The organism is Streptomyces spongiae (assembly GCF_009377185.1).
Classification (GTDB): Bacteria; Actinomycetota; Actinomycetes; order Streptomycetales; family Streptomycetaceae; genus Streptomyces; species Streptomyces spongiae.
This window is the reverse complement of the sequence record NZ_VJZC01000151.1, coordinates 1-18972: the sequence shown is the minus strand read 5'-3', so window position 1 is coordinate 18972 and position 18972 is coordinate 1. Positions and strand designations below refer to the sequence as shown.

The following is an 18972-nucleotide window of genomic DNA, read 5'->3' as shown; positions in this document are numbered from 1 at the left end:
GGGAACTGCGCGACCAGCCACACCCAACCCGCAGCCAACCCACCCACGCCAGATACCCACCTACCTAGTCGTCCAGCGCGTGGAGCTGGTCCAGGAACCATCGGGTCGGCGGGAGCGCCGTCGCCCCGGCGGTGAGCCGCTTCGTGCGTTCGGCCCGCTCACCCGGAGACATCGACAGCGCCTCATGGAGAGCCCGCGCCGTACCCGAGATGTCGTACGGGTTCACCACCACCGCGTCATCACCCAGCTCCTCGTGCGCCCCCGCCTCCCGCGACAGCACCAGCACGCACCCCTCGTCGGAGACGACCGGCACCTCCTTGGCGACCAGGTTCATCCCGTCCCGGATGGGGTTCACGAGCGCCACGTCGGCCACCCGGTACGCCGCCAGCGAGCGCGCGAAGTCGTCCTTCAGGTGCAGGACCACGGGCGTCCAGTCCGCCGTCCCGTATCGGGAGTTGATCTCGGACGCGACGCGCCCCACTTCGTCCATGTAGTCCCGGTACACCTTGAGGTCCTGCCGGGACGGGTACGCCAGCGCCACATGGACGACCCGCTCCCGCCACGACGGCTCGTCCTCCAGCAGCTGCCCGTACGCCAGCAGCCCCCGCACGATGTTCTTGGACAGCTCCGTACGGTCCACCCGCACGATCGAGCGGCGCGGACTCCCGTCCGGTGCCGTACCGATCTGCTCCCGCAGCGAGCCGATCCGCTCGTCCACGTCGGATTCATGGGCACGCGCCCGCAGGAAGTCCGCGTCCGCCCCCAGCCCGTGCACCCCGATCCGCGTGCCCGAGGGGATGCCGGGTCCCAGTACGGCGTGACAGCAGTCCGTGAAGGCGTCCGCCCAGCGCTGCGTCAGGAACGCCGCCCGGTCCGCGCCGAGGATGCCGCTGAGCACCTTCGCCGCGATGTCGTCGGGCAGCATCCGGAAGTACTCCGGCGGTGCCCACGGCGTGTGGGAGAAGTGGCCGATGCGGAGGTCGGGGCGCAGTTCGCGCAACATCCTCGGGACCAGGACCAGGTGGTAGTCCTGGACCAGCACGGCCGCGCCCTGGGCCGCCTCCTCGGCCAGCGCCACCGCGAACGCCCGGTTGTACGCCTCGTACGACGCCCACTGCCGCCGGAACTCCGCGTCGAAGACCGGCTCCAGAGGGGTCTGGTACAGCATGTGGTGCACGAACCAGAGCACCGAGTTCGCGATGCCGTTGTACGCGTCCGCGTGCGTGTCGGCGTCGATGTCGAGCATCCGTACGCCGGGTTCGCCGACCCCGCGCCGTACGGCCTCGCGGTCGCCGTCGCTCAGCGCCGAGCACACCCACATCGCGCCGGCCTCCGGGCCGATCGCGGACAGCCCCGAGACCAGGCCGCCTCCGCCGCGCTTGGGCGCGAGCTCGCCGGTCTCGTCGAGGGTGTACGAGACCGGGCCGCGGTTGGACGCGACGAGGATCTGGGCGCCGTTGGTGGGAGCGGAAGCCATGCTCGTCAACTTAGCCCTCCGGGGAACCGCTCAAACGTGCGGTGCCGCCGCGTGGCCCAGGGTGCCTAAGGGGTTGGGGGTGCTGTTGGTGCGCGGGTGCCGGTGCGTCGTGGCTTGTCGCGCAGTTCCCCGCGCCCCTTTCGATCACGCCGCCTTTCGTTCCACGTACTCCTCGATTTCCGTCATCGGTGGCCTCTCCTCCGTGTCCACCGAGTGCGTGCGCGGCTCGAAGCCCTGAGCGCCCCGCTCGAACTGGGTCAGGGCTGGGCGGATCATGTGGCCACGGGCCAGGCGGAGCTGGGCCGTGCGGTAGATCGCGGCGGACATGCGGCCGAGGGCCTGGCCGTCCTGGTGGCGGTGTTTGCGGACGCCGACGTCGACCTGGGCGAGGGCGTCCAGGCCCACCAGGTGGAGGGCGTCGACCAGCATGCCCAGTTCGACGCCGTACCCGACGGGGAAGGGCAGCCGCTCCAGCAGGCTGCGGCGCGCCGCGTACTCGCCGCCCAGCGGCTGGACGAAGCCCGCGAGCTGCGGCCAGTGCATGTTGAGGAGGGGGCGGGCCATGAGTTCGGTGACCCTGCCGCCCTGCCCGGCGGCGCCGCCCAGCGGGCGGTCGTACATCGCCTTGACCAGGTCGACGCCCGGGTCGGTGAGCAGCGGGCCCACGATCCCGGAGACGAAGTCCGACGAGAACTCCTTCAGGTCCGCGTCGACGAAGCAGACGATGTCCCCCCGGGTGACCAGCAGGGAGCGCCACAGGACCTCGCCCTTGCCGGGCACGGCCGGGATGCGGGGGAGGATCGCGTCACGGTGCACCACCGTCGCGCCCGCGGCGGCGGCCACCTCCGACGTACGGTCCGTCGATCCCGAGTCGACGACGACGATCTCGTCGACGAGCGGGACCTGGTGGACGAGGTCATGACGGATGGCCGAGACGATCTCGCCGACCGTCTCCTCCTCGTTGAGCGCGGGCAGCACGACACTCACCGACTGGCCCGAGGACCGTTTGGCGGCCAGGACGCGGTGGAGCGGGCGATCGGTCACGGACCAGGAGTGTGTGCTCAGCCAGCGCTCGACTTCGTTCAGCACGGTCTGCGGCTCCTCACTCTTCGACCACGGTAACTCTTGTGTGATCCATCTCGCGGTACGGACGGCTGGCTCAACTGTCCTGGCCTTCGGTTACAGTCTTGAACAACGCGGATGACCATCACATTGCGGGGTCGCCGTCCCGTTTCAACGATCAACAACCGCATACAACAACCGCAGACACAACCGCATACCGCTCATCCAGAGGGGCAGAGGGACACGGCCCGATGAAGCCCCGGCAACCCTCCAGCCGGTCTGACCACATCGTTGTGGTGAGGCTCCCGGCTAGGGAAGGTGCCAAATCCGTCTCATGGCGAGATGCGTCGTGAGGAAGATGAGGAGAAAGGGCCTCGCCTCATATGGCTGCGCAGACTGTTGAGAACACCACCGACTCCACCGTGGACCTCGGTCCCGCCGCGGCGCTGAGCTGTCGCGAGTGCGGTCACCGCGTACCCCTCGGCCCGGTCTTCGCCTGCGAGGAGTGTTTCGGTCCGCTGGAGATCGCGTACGACTTCTCCGCGTACGAGACCGAAGAGCTCCGCAAGCTGATCGAGTCCGGCCCCGCCAGCATCTGGCGGTACGCGCCCCTGCTGCCCGTCCCGGCCGACGTGGCCGACAAGCCGAACATCAACCCCGGCTGGACCGCCCTCGTCAAGGCCGACAACCTCGCGCGCGAGCTCGGCGTGACCGGCGGGCTGTATGTGAAGGACGACTCCGGCAACCCGACGCACTCCTTCAAGGACCGGGTCGTCGCCCAGGCCCTGGAGGCCGCGCGCGCCTTCGGCTTCACCACCCTCTCCTGCTCCTCGACCGGAAACCTCGCCGGTGCGGTGGGCGCTGCCGCCGCGCGTGCCGGGTTCCGTTCCTGTGTCTTCATCCCGCACGACCTGGAGCAGGGCAAGGTCGTCATGGCCGCTGTCTACGGCGGTGAGCTCGTCGGCATCGAGGGCAACTACGACGACGTGAACCGTTTCTGCTCCGAGCTCATCGGCGACCCGGCCGGCGAGGGCTGGGGCTTCGTCAACGTCAACCTGCGGCCGTACTACGCGGAGGGCTCGAAGACGCTGGCGTACGAGATCTGCGAGCAGCTGGGGTGGAAGCTCCCCGACCAGATCGTCGTTCCCATCGCCTCCGGCTCCCAGCTCACGAAGATCGACAAGGGGCTGCAGGAGCTGATCAAGCTCGGGCTCGTCGAGGACAAGCCGTACAAGATCTTCGGCGCGCAGGCCGAGGGCTGCTCGCCGGTGTCCGTCGCCTACAAGGGCGGCCACGACGTCGTCCGGCCGCAGAAGCCGGACACCATCGCCAAGTCGCTCGCCATCGGCAACCCCGCGGACGGTCCCTACGTCCTCGACATCGCCCGGCGGACGGGCGGGGCCGTGGAGGACGTGACGGACGAGCAGATCGTGGACGCGATCAAGTTGCTGGCGCGGACGGAAGGCATCTTCGCGGAGACCGCCGGTGGTGTGACGGTCGGCGTCACCAAGAAGCTGATCGAGGCCGGGGTCCTCGACCCCACCTTGACGACTGTCGTCCTCAACACCGGTGATGGTCTGAAGACGCTGGATGCCGTTGCCGGTACCGGGATGACGGCCACCATTCGTCCCAACCTTGACTCGTTCCGTGAGGCTGGACTGGCATAGGCCCAGTTGTTGTTCGTCTGCGGGCCGGTGGGGGCTGGTCGCGCAGTTCCCCGCGCCCCTTACGGGGCGCCACGCACCCGACCGGAGGTCCCACCCCATGAGCGTCAACGTCCGCATCCCCACCATCCTGCGCACCTACACCGGCGGTCAGGCCGAGGTGGCCGCTGAGGGGGCGACCCTCGCTGAGGTCATCGCCGATCTGGAGAAGAACCACACCGGCATCGCGGCCCGGGTCCTGGACGACCAGGGCAAGCTGCGCCGGTTCGTGAACGTGTATGTGAACGACGACGACGTCCGCTTCGAGCAGGGCCTGGAGACGGCGACCCCGGACGGGGCGGGCGTGTCCATCATCCCGGCTGTCGCCGGAGGCTGAAACGAACCGGTTGACCGACTGAATATTACCTTCGGTAACATCGGTCACTGAGAGTTCATCGAATGGCCCCCTCCGTGAGAGAAGCGGAGGGGGCCATTCTCTATGGTTGAGCACGGTACAGTTGGGGAACCCGGTTGGATCCAGGCTCCGGTTTCATGCCGCGTGCATATGAGTTCCTGCCGCGCGCCCGATATGAAGTAGCCAAAGTGGGCGAGGCTTTTAAGCCTTATGTTCCTTTTGCGGGGCCCGACTTGCCCCGAATCCGGGCGAATTCTCCGTACATTCCCGACCGGCCGTGTCCAGATTTCTCGTCCGATTGACCTGTTGCAGACGGCAGTTGGACAGATACATTCAGCCGCGGTCGACGCGTTCCGGCGCACACCCCCAACCGTTGGGGGGTGAGGTCTGACCCGGATCCGCGAAGTGTGGATCTGTGCAAGGGCCAGTAATAGGGGAGTTAGGCATGGCTCAGGGCACCGTCAAGTGGTTCAACGCGGAGAAGGGGTACGGCTTCATCGCGGTCGACGGTGGTGCGGATGTATTCGTCCACTACAGCGCGATTCAGATGGACGGCTACCGCACCCTGGAAGAGGGTCAGCGGGTCGATTTCGAGATCTCGCAGGGCCAGAAGGGGCCGCAGGCGGACATGGTCCGTCTGGCGACCGGCTGAAGCACGCGCCGACTGAAACGCCAGCGACGTTCTTCGTTTCTTCTTCGAGGGGCTCGTATCCCGTGGGGAGTTCTCCCCTGGGCTACGGGCCCTTCGGCCTGTCCGGGGGCGGGCGGAGCCGGGTCGGGGCGGGACCGGCGTACGCGGGCGCACGGGTGCGTTCACCTGCGGATCATCCACAGGCGCTTGCGCCCACCCGTCGCCCGACCACCGCCCCTCAACGGGCTCGCTGCGCGAGCGCACCTTGCACTCGGGTGGGTCGAGTGCTAATCATTGGCGTTAGCACTCTGAAGGTGAGAGTGACAACGAGGACCGGGTCGGTGAGGCCCGCCAGCCGGGTGGGGCAAGGAACCACAGGCAGGCGAGCCGTCCGTCGCGGGCGCCAGCGCGGTCCGGAGCAATCCACCCCAGTCCGGGAGGACCACTTCACATGGCCAAGATCATCGCGTTCGACGAGGAGGCGCGGCGCGGCCTCGAGCGCGGCATGAACCAGCTCGCGGACGCCGTCAAGGTGACGCTCGGCCCCAAGGGTCGCAACGTCGTCCTCGAGAAGAAGTGGGGCGCCCCCACGATCACCAACGATGGTGTGTCCATCGCCAAGGAGATCGAGCTCGAGGACCCGTACGAGAAGATCGGCGCCGAGCTGGTCAAGGAAGTCGCCAAGAAGACGGACGACGTCGCCGGTGACGGTACGACCACCGCGACCGTTCTCGCCCAGGCCCTGGTCAAGGAGGGCCTGCGCAACGTAGCCGCCGGCGCCAACCCCATGGCCCTCAAGCGCGGTATCGAGAAGGCCGTCGAGGCCGTCTCCGGTGCGCTGCTGGAGCAGGCGAAGGATGTCGAGACCAAGGAGCAGATCGCCTCCACGGCCTCCATCTCCGCCGCCGACACCCAGATCGGCGAGCTCATCGCCGAGGCGATGGACAAGGTCGGCAAGGAAGGCGTCATCACCGTCGAGGAGTCGCAGACCTTCGGTCTGGAGCTGGAGCTCACCGAGGGCATGCGCTTCGACAAGGGCTACATCTCGGCGTACTTCGCCACCGACATGGAGCGGATGGAGGCGTCGCTCGACGACCCGTACATCCTCATCGCCAACTCCAAGATCGGCAACGTCAAGGACCTGCTCCCGCTCCTGGAGAAGGTCATGCAGTCGGGCAAGCCGCTGCTGATCATCGCCGAGGACGTCGAGGGCGAGGCCCTGTCGACCCTGGTCGTCAACAAGATCCGTGGCACCTTCAAGTCCGTCGCCGTCAAGGCCCCGGGCTTCGGTGACCGCCGCAAGGCCATGCTCGGCGACATCGCCATCCTCACGGGCGGCGAGGTCATCTCCGAGGAGGTCGGCCTCAAGCTGGAGAACGCCGGTCTCGACCTGCTGGGCAAGGCCCGCAAGGTGGTCATCACCAAGGACGAGACCACCATCGTCGACGGTGCCGGCTCCTCCGACCAGGTCAACGGCCGCGTCAACCAGATCCGCGCCGAGATCGAGAACAGCGACTCGGACTACGACCGCGAGAAGCTGCAGGAGCGCCTGGCGAAGCTCGCCGGCGGTGTCGCGGTCATCAAGGCCGGTGCCGCCACCGAGGTCGAGCTCAAGGAGCGCAAGCACCGCATCGAGGACGCCGTTCGCAACGCGAAGGCGGCCGTCGAGGAGGGCATCGTCGCCGGTGGTGGCGTGGCCCTGCTCCAGGCCTCCCAGGTCTTCGAGAAGCTGGAGCTCGAGGGTGACGAGGCGACCGGCGCCAACGCCGTGAAGCTCGCCCTGGAGGCCCCGCTCAAGCAGATCGCGGTCAACGGCGGTCTCGAGGGTGGCGTCGTCGTGGAGAAGGTCCGCAACCTCCAGGTCGGCCACGGCCTGAACGCCGCGACCGGTGAGTACGTCGACATGATCGCCGAGGGCATCATCGACCCGGCGAAGGTGACCCGTTCCGCGCTGCAGAACGCCGCCTCCATCGCCGCGCTGTTCCTCACCACCGAGGCCGTCATCGCCGACAAGCCGGAGAAGGCCGCCGCGCCCGCCGGTGGCGGTATGCCGGGCGGTGACATGGACTTCTGATCCGGTTCTCCGGATCGGCCCGTCCGTCCAGTACCGAGGGCGGCACTCCCTGGAAACAGGGGGTGCCGCCCTCGGGCGTTTTCCTGGCCCCTTAGAGGCCCTTGCACCCCGGTGCCGTCAGCGCGGCGACGCCAGCCAGTCGGCGACGCGCCGCGCGTCCTGCGGAGCACAGGGCTTCATGGCCAGGAGGCGTTCGGGGCGCAGGAGGAGCCCGCGGTGGGCCGGTGTGGTGTGGGCGGTGGCGAGGAGCCAGCCGGCGAGGGCGTGGCGGTCGTCCGGGGCGCGGCGCAGGTCCTCGGCGTAGAGGCGCAGAGCCTCGCGGTGGGCGCCCGTCGCGAGGTGGTCATCGGCGGTGACGGACGTGCGGGGCGGCGAGCAGTAGAGGGAGAAACGGGAGTCGGCCCAGTACGGGTGCTCGGCGGTCAGCTCCGGCCGGTGGAGGGAGGACGGCGGGGGCGCGAGGCCGTCGTGGAAGGCGCGGGTGAGGACCGACCGTTCCTCTTCGCCGCATTCCAGGTTGCGCAGGCGCCATTCGACCAGGTGGCTGAGGGCCGCCGCACGGGCGCGGGCGGCGATGCCGGGATCGACGGGCTCGCGGAGCCAGGCGTCGAGGGTGGCCGCGAGGCCGTGCAGAAGGCGTCTGCCCGGTGCGGTGAGCCGGGCCCGGGTCAGCAGGGTGCGGACGACGAGCCGGGTCTGGAGGCGGCGCAGGGCGAAGTGGAACGCCGCGAGGTCGGGGTCGGCGGTCTTGTCGGCCAGGCGGTCGCGCCAGAAGCCGGTGACGCCGGTGAAGGCGTAGGCGCCGTGCAGCAGTCCGGTGAGGTGGCGGGGGTCGGGTCGCCAGGGCGCGTAGTGGGTTTCCGAGCCGTCGTCGTGCAGGAGCGGGAAGAGGTGCAGCAGGGCCGCGAGTTTGCTGTGCTGGAACTCGTGCACCATGGCTTCGGCGAGGGTCAGGCCGTCCGCCGGTCTGGAGATGACCATGGATCCGAAGGCGTCTCCGGTGGTCGCGCTCATCAGCGGTCCCTGTTCGGACGCCGACCCCGGGTCCGGTTCGGCCCAGGGGACGATACGGCGTACGTGCTCGACCCGGAGCCGCCCCGGCCCGTCGGCCGGTGTCCGCAGGATGTCCGTGGCCTCCCCGAACAACCGCTGCCACGCGGCTGTCTCGGAGTCGTCGAGCGGCCGTGGGACCACGGGCTCGTCGAGGTCGCGGTAGGGATCGAGGTCGTCCAGCCAGGTCGTCGTACCGGGAAAGCCGCGCAGGGGTCTGAAGCGGGTGCTCCGGGTGTCGTCGCCGTCCAGCGGGCGGAAGCCGACCGTCCGTCCCGCGCTGGTGAGGTGGAGGTCGGGACCGCGCAGCCGCGCCGTGGCGACGGCGAACCCGTCGGGGCCGCCGTCGATCCGGGCCAGTCCCAGGGTGGGCAGTGCCAGCGCGCCGTCCCACACCGGTACGGCGAGGTCGGCGTCCAGCCCGGCCCGTAGGCGAGCGACCAGGCACACGGTGAACAGGTGCCCTGCGTCCACCCACAGGGGCGGTCCGTCCGTGGTGCCGTGCAGTCGGCGCAGCATGTGTGCGATCCAGCAACCGACCTGAGGGCTCATCAGCAACGCGTCGAGGGAGTCGGGTTGGGCTTCGGCCGCCTCCGCGATCAGCCGCCAGGCGGTCTGGGCCGAGCCCAACTCACCGAGGATGTCCGGCTGTTCGTCGAGCCGGTCGAGCAGTTCACCCAGCAGCATCAGACGACGGGTGCGTTCGGCCCGTACGAGAAACCCGACGGCCTCGCGTGAGCCACCTCCCGAGGCGAGCTCCTCGAACCAGGAAGCGGGCATGCGTAACCGTCGGTCGTGCTGCCCCGAGGTCATCTACTCGGCCCTGCCCGGAGGGTTCGGATTGCCCATGGCGTTACTGCGGGCGCGCCGCGTCTGGGCCAGCAGTCGCTCGCTGCGCAGGGGCACGGGGACGCCACGCAGTGCGGCGAGGCTCACTCCGCTCAGGTCCGCCAGATCGGATTCCACGAGATCGGATTCCACAAGACCGGATTCCACAAGACCGGATGCCGGCGGATCGGATTCCAGCAGATCGGATTTCACGTCCGCCGGACGGTCCGTACACTCCGGAAGGTCCGCGCCTGCCCGTTCCCGCAACGTGTTTCCCCCTTCTGAGCCCCGGTCATGTGCCCCGCGTGCCATGACAGGGTCCTTCCATGATGGCGAACCCGCGGCGGTTCGGAAAGCGCAGTGATCAAGCCAGTTGATCACCCGTCAGAGGATTGTCCGAGGGCTGTCCGAGGGCCGTCCGGGCGCTGTCTGGGGCCCGCACAGGCCCGGACGGCCGCCTCCAGCGCCGCGGCCCGTGCCTCGTCGTCGTCCAGCAGGGTCACCGCGTCGTACAGCAGCCACAGTTCGCCCGGCTGCCCGGCCAGGGTCCGGATGATGCCGATGAGGTCGGTCCGGGGTCTGCTGTGCCGCCGCATCCGCTCCACGCTTCTGGTGCCCAGCTCCGTCACCATGACCTGACGTTCCTCCGGGTCCGTCATCATCGGGTAGGCGAGCAGGGCGGTGAGAAGCCGCTCCGTCGGCGGGGCGGACGGAACCGGGGTGCGGGGCGCCGTGAGGTGCTCGGTGCGTTGAGGGCTGTGGAAGGAGAGCACGGGCAGTTGCTCGGTGCGGCGCTCGGTCCTGAGCCGCTCGACCCGTTCCCGTACGTCCCGGAAGAGCGTTTCCGGATCCGGCCACGGCCCGGGCGCCTTCTCCAGCGCGCGCAGGACGCTGTCCGAGAACAGTCCGGTGCCGCGAGCCGGATCGTTGACGGCCCGCTGGCCCCGGGTCGCCGCCAGCAGCAGCGCCTGGTGGTGCGCCTGGACGCGCCGCCCCGCGGGGAGGGTCTCGACGGGCAGGGTGTGGTGGAAGCCGTAACTCTCCTCGAAGGACTGGCAGGCGTCGACGATCCAGGTCTGCCGGGCGAAGCCGGGAAGCGCGTCGCTGGCGAGCGACCTGCGCATGGACTCCAGGTCGAGGTTGCGCTTGTCGGCGGTCGTGGCGTCCGCGCAGAACAGCCGCAGGTGTTCGTCCTGGTCGAGCACGCCGTGGCCGCCCCACCACACCCACAGCGCGTCGCCGTCGAGGGCGGGCAGCCGGGAGACGAGTACGTCGCGGAGCCGGGAGTGGTCCGCGGTGTCGCCCGGAGGGGAGCCGGGAGCGGACAGCGGGTCGAGGTGGAGCAGGATGTTGCGTTCGGGCACGCCCTTGCCGAGCAGCCAGTCACGGAAGCGGAGCGCGTCGTGCGCCGGACCCGGCAGGTCCCAGGCGGGCCCTGCCGCGTAGCGCTCGATGCCCACCACGAGCGCGAAGATCCGGTCGGGAGTGATTTCGGGAGGCATCTCGGGAGAGATGCCGAGAGGGCTCCCGGGTGCGATGACGTCGTTCACGGCAGGCGCTCGGCGATCGCGCGGTAGACGGCCGGGTTGGTCCAGTAGGCGCTGTGCGAGGCGGGGAACGGCTGTCCGTTGTCCACCTCGATGTCGGAGACACGCCCGGGGAACAGCGGGGCGCCGACATATCCGAGGAGATCCCTTCGGTCGTACAGATTCAGCCATGCGGGTACGTGGTCGGGCAGTGGCTGTGGATGGACGAGTCCGGGCAGGGCGCCGCTCTCGTAGAGGAAGGGTCCCTGCGACCCCACGGTGACCAGAAGTCGCACCTGGGGCAGGGGGGTGGTGATCAGCGTGTCGAGGCCGATGATCCCACCGAGGCTGTGGCCGACGACGATCACGGGCGGCTCCAACTCCTCGACCAGGTCGCGCAGTCCCCGCCGCAGGGGTTCGCCGCGGGCCAGGTACAGCATGATGTCGGCGGCCGCCGGGTGGGTGGCCTCGGTCAGCGCGCGCCTGCGCCGTACGGCATGACGGGAGGCGAGCCGCAGCGCGGGGCGGGCGACCAGGGCGCCGATGCCGCGTTCGGAGCCGTCGGGACGGGCGCCCATGCGCTGGGCGAGTGCGGCCACCGCGGCGTCCCTGGCGGTGCCGTCGGGGAGGACCGGGGCGTCGTCGGCGAGTGCGGCGGCGAAGGCCGCGGCCACGAGCGCGCGGGCCAGCAGCCGGGCGAGTTCCTCGTCGTCGGGGACGGCCGTGGCGGCCGGCCCGAGCAGCGGACTGCGGGACAGCTCGGTGACGGCTGCCGCGAGGCCCGCGCCGACGAGACCCGCACCGGTCTCGATGGCGTCCACCTGTCCGGCGAGGGCGGACAGCAGTGCGCGGGGGCGCTCGTCGGGCAGCGGGGCGCCGGGTGGGAGTTCCGCCCTCGTACGGCTGCCGGCGGCCGCGAGCGCCAGTTCCGCGAGCGGGTCGCGATAGAGCTCGGCCCAGGCTTCCACCTCGTCGCCTTCCGGCACCGATTCGCCGAGGCCGCCGCGATTCCTGCCGGTCGTGTACGGGACGGAGAGGCCGCCTGCTCCCAGTCGCGCGCCGAGTTCCTCTCCCCAGCGATACGGGGAGACATGAAGAGAAGGAGCCAACCCACCGAGTTCGGCCGAAAAACGCTCGTAGAGGCTGGAGAATCCGGGTTCCCGTACGCCCGTTCCATGAACGAACAAAACCGAGGTCATACGCCACACCCCCGTGTCACCGTGACCTGATCACAGTACATAACACAGCGTCAGCCCGGCAGTATGCTGGGCAAAGCGAACCCCTGACCCGGGTGCGCGAACCATCTGGCGCTTGGTCGTGAAGCTGTAGCGGGCCTGGCCCGGCACCGGACTCCTCAGGGGGATCACATGAGCTCTGACGCGATGATCACCCATCTCGTTGGCGCCACCGCCCTTATCGTGATCGTCGCCCACACGGCGGGCTGGCTCGCCCGCCGTCTGGGCCAGCCGACGATCATCGGGCAGCTGATCGTGGGGATCATGCTCGGGCCGACGATGCTGGCGGAGCTCTCCCCGGAACTGTCCAAGACCCTGTTTCCCCAGGAGATCGCTCCCGTCCTGACCGGGATGTCCCAGATCGCCCTCGTCCTGTTCCTCTTCGCCGTCGGGTACGAGCTCGACCTGCGGATGCTCGGCGGGCGCACCAGGACGGTGGTGGCCGTCTCCGTGGCCGCCTTCGTCGTGCCCATGGCGGCCGGGACCGGGGCGGCGGTGCTCTTCCACGATCAGTTGGCGGAGCTGGGCGCCCCCGAGGAACTGTCGGCGTCCTCGGTGCTGTTCTTCGGTGTCGCCCTGTCCATCACGGCGGTGCCGGTGCTCACGGCCATAGTGCGGGAGACCGGCCTGGCGGGCACCGTGGCCGGAACGGTCGCGGTCTCCGCGGCCGGACTGATCGATGTGATGGGCTGGACGGTCCTCGTCGGCACGCTGCTGGAGTCCGACCCGCACGGCGGGCTCTCCTGGCAGCTGCGGCTGATTCTCCTGGCGATCTTCACCGCGGTCATGCTGCTGTGCGCCCGGCCGGTGCTGCGCCGGCTTCTGTGGCGTCCGCAGGTCGAACCGTCGGTGCGGCTGGCCCTTCTGGTGGGTTTCGCCTTCGCCTCGGCGTGGGTGACCAACGCCCTGGGCCTGCATGTCATCTTCGGCGCGCTGCTCGCCGGCGTGGTGACGCCCCGGGAGCGGGGCGGCACGCTGGATCCGGACCTGGTGCGGCCCCTGCACGACATCGGCTCGGTGCTGTTGCCGTTCTTCTTCGTGGTCTCGGGCAAGAGCGTCGAGATCGGTGCGCTCGACGCCACCGGGGTGGTGGCGCTGCTGGCCGTGACGGTGCTCGCGGTGGTCATCAAGGTGGTCAGCGGAACGGTCGCGGCCCGCTGGTCGGGGCTGGACCGGCATGACGCGCGCACCGTCGGCGTGCTGCTGAACACCCGCGGGCTGACCGAACTGATCGCGTTGAACGCCGGTCTTCAGGCGGGGCTGATCGAGGGCCCGCTCTACACGGCGCTCGTGCTGATGGCTCTGGCGACGACCCTGATCACCCAGCCTCTGCTGGCCGTGGTCCGCCGTCTGCGGGAACGGGCGGACGGGCCCACCACCAAGGAAACGGCGCCTCAGCCTCTCGGCGACACCCCGCTCGTCGAGGCCCCTCGCGGCGACACCTCTCTCATCGAGGCCCCTCTCGTCGAAGCTCCTCTTGGCGACGCCGTTTCCGTCGACACCGTTTCGGCCGCGGGCATTCCCGCCGACGCCCGGCCGGTCGCGGACGCCGCGCCCGCCGATGCGCCGGCCGACCCCGGGGACGCGGCCGGCGGCCCTCTGCCGTCGGCCGCACCGGGCAGCCGTTGAGCCTGTCCGCTACAGCGGCATCGGCGCGATGTCGCACTCGATCCGCTGGTGGAGCCGGGCAGCCGTCAGCCAGGGGTGGTCCTGGCCCAGGACACTCATGAAGCCCTGCACGGCTTCGGTGTTGAGACCGTCGGCCTCTTCGATCTCGCCGAGGCCGCGCAGATCGAGGGCCAGGTTGGCGCGGCAGGAGAGCGCCAGCGGGTGGTTGGGGCGGCAGGTCTCGACGAGCTTCGGCAGGGTCTCCTCGTCGATCCTCCTGGCCAGGTCGAAGTCCAGCCTGGCGTAGTGGTTGTTCGCCAGGCCCATGAAGGCGGTGAGCGTGAACGGGTGCATGCTTCCCAGCGTCGCCTCGAAGGCTTCCGAGGCTTCCGTGTCCAGGGCCACCGCGGCCTCGATGTCACCGAGGGCGCGCAGGCTCGCGGCGAGGTTGGTCATCGTGATGAGCGCGTACGGGTGCCGGGGTCCCAGCGCCGAGCGGTAGCGCTCCAGGGTCTTCTCACCCAGTTCGCGGGAGGCTTCGAAGTCCCCGCGCAGCCGGCGGTCGACGGTGGCGTTCACCGCGCAGGCGAGGGTGTTCGGGTACTCGGCGCCGTAGCGCACGGTGAAGCGGGCGAGGGTCTCCTCGGTGAGTTCGGATGCCTCCGGGAGCGCGCCGTCCCGGCGCCTGCAGACGGCGAGGTTGCGGGCGGCGCCGATGGTGGCCGCGTTGTCCTCGCCGAAGACGGTGCGGTAGATCCGGTAGGTCTCCTCCTGCAGCACCCGGGCGGCCGGGTAGTCGCCGTCCTCACGGATGTCGATGGCGAGGCCGTTCAGGGTGTTGAGGGTGAGGCCGTTGGCCGGCCCGTACAGCGTGTCCCACTGCCGGGCCGTCTCCTCGTCGAGTGCGCGGGCCTCCGCGAACTGTCCGCACGCCCGCAGCGTCAGGCCGTAGCCGTGGGCGGCCAGCAGCGTTCCGGGCTCCTCCGGGCCGAACAGGTCGCGGGCGCGGCTGTCGGCCTCCTCGTCCAGGGCGCGGGCCGCGTAGAAGTCCCCCTTGTAGCGCAGGGCGCCGGCCATCTGCGTCATGGAGTCGATGAGTTCTTCCTCGGGGATGGAGCTGCGCCGGGAGATCTCGAGGGCGGTCTGGTTGAGGTCCAGTGCTTCGTCGAATCCTCCGGTCTGACGCAGCAGGAAGGCCAGGTTCTTGGCCATCTGGAGCACCGGGATGTTCTCCTCGCCCGACTGGGCGTTCCAGGCGGTCCACGCGTCCCTGGCCACCTGGGCACTGGTGTCGTGCGCACCCCAGTAGTAGAGGTAGAGCACGACGGACTGGATGAGTTCGCGGACCCAGGGGTCGGGGCTGCGGACGGCGCCGCTGGCCAGGACGTGCGGCAGCAGCGCCTGGTAGGCGGGCCACTGGTCCGGTGAGACCGCATCGCCGGGTTTGGCGGTGGCGAGCAGGACGTGTGCGGCGCGCCGCAGTTCCCTGGTCTGGTCCTCGCTGAGGCCGGCCGCGAGCACGGTCTGCATCAGCCGGTGCATCTGCAGGGTGCCGTTCTTGTGGTCGAGCTTGATCAGCGACAGTTTGCTGAGGTCGCGGGTGGCGCGGGCCAGGAGTACGGGGTCACGCAGCACGGGGTCGAGCTCCGGGGAGATCTCGACGTTGCGGCTGCCGCGCAGCATGCTCAGCGGGATCGGCTCGGGGGCCATGCAGGCGCAGATCTCCAGCAGTTGCCGGGCGGCGGGGTTGCTGTCGGCCAGCTGGTCCAGAGAGATGTTCCACGCGGCGGCGACGGAGACGGGGTAGTCCGGTGAGGGGTCGAGTTCCAGGATGCCCGGACGGCGTTGTTCCAGCAGGTCCAGGTACTCGGTGACGGGCATACCGGTGGCGGCGTGCCAGGCGCCGGCCTGCTCGATGGCCAGCGGCAGGTCACCCAGGGCGTCGGCGAGCCGGCCGGCGTCCTCGGTGCTCAGGTCCCTCGCCCTGCGCCGCAGCAGGGCGATGCTCTCCTCGCGTTCGAAGACGTTGACGGTCAGCGGCCTCGCCACGCGTTCCCAGTCCCGGTTCCGGGAGGTGACGATGATCTTTCCGGGGCCTCCGGTGGGGAAGTACGCCCGGACCGCTTCGATGTCCTCCGCGTTGTCGAACACCAGGAGCCAGTTGTCGTACGGCTTTCCGGTGCGCAGCGCCTCACGGACCGCGGGCACCGCGGTGTTGGCCTGGGGGCCGACGTCCAGGCTCAGGGCGCGGGCGAGATCGACGAGGGCGCCGAGGACGAGGCTCTCGCGCTCGGCGGGGATCCACCAGATGACGTTGTACTCGTGGCTGTGCCGGTAGACGTACTCGATGGCCAACTGGGATTTCCCGACGCCGCCCATGCCGTGCAGGGCGTGGGGGAGCACCGCGGCGGTCTCCTCCGCCTGCAGTTGTTCCTCGACCGCTGCCAACAGGCTCTCCCGGCCGGTGAAGTTGGGGTTCTTCGGCGGGACGTTCCCCATCACCCTCGGCTGGCCGGAGCGGACGAAGAGGGGTTGGGCAACCTTGGAATCCATGGTCGGATCAGCCTTCCGGGCTTCAGCGTCAGAGGGGGTGGGGGTGGTCGTCGGCACAGGCACTCCAGACGTTCTGCCTTCCTTCCGGGAGGCTTGGTCCTTTTGAGTGCTTATGCCCGCTTCCGGGGTGGGGTCCCTCTCGCTGCGGAGGGAGCCACCCGGTGCGGTGACGACAGTGGAGGAACCGCTGACTCCGACAGGGCCTGCGCCGACACCCGCGGCGACCCGTGCGGCCCTCACGGCGTAGGGGCCGGCGAGCGCTTTCAGCACCGCGAGTTCGACGCGCACCCAGGGTCGGTTCCCCGGACCGGTCTCCGGCAGCGCGGCACCCTCGGGGTCCCGCAGCGCCGCTCTCAGCCGCTCCCCCCTGTCGCCTCCGCTGGGCAGATCGGCGAACAGGTTCACCGTCCTGGCGAGCTGGCTGCGCGTTCCGGTGGCGAGCAGGGCTTCGCGGACGCCTTCGGCGAAGTCGGGCCGGCCGTCTCCCGGGCCGTTCCAGTCGATGAGGCCGCCCATCAGGATCTCGGCCACGTGTTCGGGACCCGCCTCGGGCAGCGCACGGTTGCGCAGCTCGTCGATCAGTTCGAACTCGAAGGGCAGCGCGGCCACATGGGTGGCCAGCCGACGCGCGGTCGGCGTGGCCAGCGAGAAGAAGCGGCGTACGGTCGCCTCGGCGGAGGCGGGCCCGGCCGGGCGCGGCGCACGCAGCCCGGGAGCCGGCCTGCCCTCGGCCAGGGTGCCCGCGACGAGGAACGGCAGCGCTCGCCGTACGCCCCGCTCCCCGGCGACCAGGTCCGCCCACGCCGTGAAGGACTCGGGCTTCAGGCTCAGCACCGGCACGGGAACGCCCGGCCCCGGCACGTCCTCCGGACGGGTCCCGGCAGGGACGGGGAGCCGGCCGATGCGGGTGTTGGGCGAGCCGAAGCCCCCGGCGTCGAGTTCCGCGCGGTACGGGTGGACCGATGTGCGGTGCCACAGATACGTGGGCAACAGGTGCACCAGGGCCGTGGGGCCGCTCCGCGCCAGCCGTACGAGCAGGTCGTCCGCGACCGGGCTCGCCCAGCCGTGCGCCAGTCCGTCGGTGACGAGGAGGTGGACGCGCGATCCCCGTGCGTCGATCAGTTCCGCCGGGTTGCCGGACCGGTCACCGGACCAGCGCAGCCGGGCCTGACCCCGCGTCGGTAACTCCAGCCGTACCGTGCGCACGTCACGGAAGGCACCGCTGCGGGCGGCTTCCACGCCGATCGCGGCCACGCGGTCCGCCCAGATCCGCATGGTGGGCGCGGAGTCGACGAGGACGACGAGGTCGAGGGCCTTCTCGACACCGGGCCGCAGGTAGGGGAGCCAGAGGTTGTCGGAGATGCCGTGCCGGGCGGTGCGCTCCTCGTCCAGCTCCTCGCGGTCGCGGGCGGGCACCGAACGGCTCATCCGGCGCAGTGCCTTGGCGAGCGGCGGAAGGGCCGCGCGCCGCACGGGCCGTCGCCGTGCGGCACCGTCGGAACCCCGCGCTGCCGCGGGGACCCTGTCCAGCCGGGCGAACCCGTCCGCGGCGGGCAGGGCGTCCGCGGCGGGCACGGCGAAGGAACCGGGGGCGTCGTGGGCCCCGGCGTCGAGTGGCGGCAGCCCGGACGGCTCGCCGGTGGGCGGCGTCCGGGGTGTGGGAGAGGCGGGCGGCGGCGTGAGGGGCGGGTCGTCCTGTCCGGGCTGCTGCTCCAGCTCCGTGGGAGGCTGCTCCCGCTCGGGGGAAGGCTGCTCCCGAGTCACCGGAGGCGTGGCCGAGTTCGCACGGGTGGCCGCGAGCCAAACGGCGTCGGCGACCTCCTGCCAGGTCGGACCATCGACGGAGTACCCGTCCGCCTCCTCGTCGGCGGAGGGTGCGCGCTCCCTGGGAACGCCGTCCATCAGCGGCCTTTCGCGAGGTCGCGCAACAGAGTTTCCATCAGCTTACGCCCGCCGGTATCCCTCTGAAAACTACCCGCCGTGGTCAGGTGCACCGCATTCAGCAACTGGTCGACGGACTGCGTCCCCCCGCCGCGCAACCGGCGCTCGAAGTCGTCGACGAGCGCCTCCACCCCTTCCGGCCTGCGCCGAAGATGACTGACCACGATCGCGATGAGCTGCTCGCGGCTGGGCGCGCGCATCTCCAGAGGCAGACAGCGGCGGCGGAACGCGGCCGGAAACTCACGTTCGCCGTTACTGGTGATCACCACGACAGGGAACTCACGGCACTCGACGCGACCACCGGCGATCTCGGCACGCCCGCCCGGGTCGTCCGTGAAGACACTGACGCCGGGCAGCGCGCTGCGGACCAGTTCGGGAACTTCGTAGCTGCCGTTCTCCAGGACGTGGAGGAGGTCGTTGGGCAGGTCGATGTCGCTCTTGTCGAGCTCGTCGATCAGCAGCACACGCGGCCGTTCATAGGCGAGCAGGGCCGTGCCGAGCGGCCCGAGGGTGATGAAGTCGCCGAGGTACGGGGCCTGTTCGGCCTCCGGGCCCGTGGGGTCCGGTCCAGTGGGGTCCGGTCCCGTGGGGTCCGGGGCGGCGCCGGGAACGGTGTCGGCGCCGGCCCGCCAGGCGGCGATGGCCTGGGCGCGGCCGATGGAGTCGTACGCGTAGAGCCCGTCGCGCAGGGTCGTCCGGCTGACGATGCTCCACTGCAGGACCCGTGCCAGCCCCAGTTCGAGGGCGATCACATAGGCGAGCGTCGACTTGCCCACGCCGGGCGGCCCGGTGACGAGCAGTGGGCGGCGCAGCAGCAGCGCCGCGTTGACGACGTCGATCTCCTCGTCCCGCAGATGGGGCCCGGAACCGTTCGCCCCCAGGCGGCGCTGGACCGCCGGTCCGTCGTCCGTGGGGGCGGGCTGGAGGGG

The 18972-nt window shown here is 70.3% G+C and carries 13 protein-coding genes and 1 riboswitch; of the genes, 5 read left to right on the top strand and 8 right to left on the bottom strand.

What is annotated here, in order from left to right:
• Window positions 1-64: 64 nt before the first annotated feature.
• Entirely contained in the window at window positions 65-1477 is a 1413-nt protein-coding gene (locus FNH08_RS21320; RefSeq protein WP_152773091.1) for an alpha,alpha-trehalose-phosphate synthase (UDP-forming), read from the bottom strand.
• 144 nt (window positions 1478-1621) lie between these two features.
• On the bottom strand, window positions 1622-2566 hold the full coding sequence (locus tag FNH08_RS21315; RefSeq protein ID WP_322725013.1) for a glucosyl-3-phosphoglycerate synthase: 945 nt from the start codon (window positions 2564-2566) through the stop codon (window positions 1622-1624).
• Between the two features lie 191 nt (window positions 2567-2757).
• Window positions 2758-2904, top strand: a riboswitch (SAM riboswitch).
• An 18-nt stretch (window positions 2905-2922) separates the two neighbouring features.
• Between FNH08_RS21315 and thrC the strand changes: the two genes are divergently transcribed.
• The 4 genes from thrC (at window position 2923) to groL (ending at window position 7302) form a co-directional block, all read left to right on the top strand.
• Entirely contained in the window at window positions 2923-4206 is a 1284-nt protein-coding gene (gene thrC, locus FNH08_RS21310) for a threonine synthase (RefSeq protein WP_152773090.1), read from the top strand.
• Window positions 4207-4303: 97 nt separating this feature from the next.
• Window positions 4304-4579, top strand: coding sequence for a MoaD/ThiS family protein (locus tag FNH08_RS21305; protein ID WP_119103018.1), 276 nt, complete (start codon window positions 4304-4306; stop codon window positions 4577-4579).
• A gap of 463 nt (window positions 4580-5042) precedes the next feature.
• Window positions 5043-5249, top strand: coding sequence for a cold-shock protein (locus FNH08_RS21300; protein ID WP_007493268.1), 207 nt, complete (start codon window positions 5043-5045; stop codon window positions 5247-5249).
• Window positions 5250-5679: 430 nt separating this feature from the next.
• The gene (groL, locus tag FNH08_RS21295; protein ID WP_152773089.1) at window positions 5680-7302 is read left to right on the top strand and encodes a chaperonin GroEL; all 1623 of its coding nucleotides are present in this window, start codon (window positions 5680-5682) and stop codon (window positions 7300-7302) included.
• Between the two features lie 117 nt (window positions 7303-7419).
• On the opposite strand, the gene FNH08_RS21290 is transcribed toward groL, so the two are convergent.
• The 4 genes from FNH08_RS21290 to FNH08_RS21275 form a co-directional block, all read right to left on the bottom strand.
• Window positions 7420-9132 carry an HEXXH motif domain-containing protein gene (locus FNH08_RS21290; RefSeq protein WP_228034264.1) on the bottom strand — a complete coding sequence of 571 codons (1713 nt, stop codon included), beginning with the start codon at window positions 9130-9132 and terminating at the stop codon, window positions 7420-7422.
• A gap of 33 nt (window positions 9133-9165) precedes the next feature.
• Entirely contained in the window at window positions 9166-9318 is a 153-nt protein-coding gene (locus FNH08_RS21285; RefSeq protein ID WP_228034265.1) for an aldo/keto reductase, read from the bottom strand.
• A gap of 239 nt (window positions 9319-9557) precedes the next feature.
• On the bottom strand, window positions 9558-10682 hold the full coding sequence (locus FNH08_RS21280) for an effector-associated domain 2-containing protein (protein WP_152773087.1): 1125 nt from the start codon (window positions 10680-10682) through the stop codon (window positions 9558-9560).
• Between the two features lie 44 nt (window positions 10683-10726).
• Window positions 10727-11905, bottom strand: a complete 1179-nt coding sequence (locus tag FNH08_RS21275; RefSeq protein ID WP_152773086.1) for an alpha/beta fold hydrolase — start codon at window positions 11903-11905, stop codon at window positions 10727-10729.
• Window positions 11906-12073: 168 nt separating this feature from the next.
• Between FNH08_RS21275 and FNH08_RS21270 the strand changes: the two genes are divergently transcribed.
• Window positions 12074-13570, top strand: coding sequence for a cation:proton antiporter (locus FNH08_RS21270; RefSeq protein WP_228034263.1), 1497 nt, complete (start codon window positions 12074-12076; stop codon window positions 13568-13570).
• Between the two features lie 9 nt (window positions 13571-13579).
• On the opposite strand, the gene fxsT is transcribed toward FNH08_RS21270, so the two are convergent.
• Complete coding sequence (gene fxsT, locus FNH08_RS21265) at window positions 13580-18004, bottom strand: FxSxx-COOH system tetratricopeptide repeat protein (RefSeq protein WP_152773085.1); 4425 nt, start codon at window positions 18002-18004, stop codon at window positions 13580-13582.
• Window positions 18004-18972, bottom strand: a 969-nt coding sequence (locus FNH08_RS21260) for an AAA family ATPase (protein WP_152773084.1), incomplete at its 5' end; no start/stop codon positions are given. The genes FNH08_RS21260 and fxsT, both read right to left, overlap by 1 nt.

Coding starts and splice junctions, on each gene's coding strand:
- FNH08_RS21320 (WP_152773091.1), bottom strand. CDS start 1,477: ATGGCTTCCGCTCCCACCAACGGCGCCCAGATCCTCGTCGCGTCCAAC.
- thrC (WP_152773090.1), top strand. CDS start 2,923: ATGGCTGCGCAGACTGTTGAGAACACCACCGACTCCACCGTGGACCTC.
- FNH08_RS21305 (WP_119103018.1), top strand. CDS start 4,304: ATGAGCGTCAACGTCCGCATCCCCACCATCCTGCGCACCTACACCGGC.
- FNH08_RS21300 (WP_007493268.1), top strand. CDS start 5,043: ATGGCTCAGGGCACCGTCAAGTGGTTCAACGCGGAGAAGGGGTACGGC.
- groL (WP_152773089.1), top strand. CDS start 5,680: ATGGCCAAGATCATCGCGTTCGACGAGGAGGCGCGGCGCGGCCTCGAG.
- FNH08_RS21290 (WP_228034264.1), bottom strand. CDS start 9,132: ATGCCCGCTTCCTGGTTCGAGGAGCTCGCCTCGGGAGGTGGCTCACGC.
- FNH08_RS21280 (WP_152773087.1), bottom strand. CDS start 10,682: ATGCCTCCCGAAATCACTCCCGACCGGATCTTCGCGCTCGTGGTGGGC.
- FNH08_RS21275 (WP_152773086.1), bottom strand. CDS start 11,905: ATGACCTCGGTTTTGTTCGTTCATGGAACGGGCGTACGGGAACCCGGA.
- FNH08_RS21270 (WP_228034263.1), top strand. CDS start 12,074: ATGAGCTCTGACGCGATGATCACCCATCTCGTTGGCGCCACCGCCCTT.
- fxsT (WP_152773085.1), bottom strand. CDS start 18,004: ATGGACGGCGTTCCCAGGGAGCGCGCACCCTCCGCCGACGAGGAGGCG.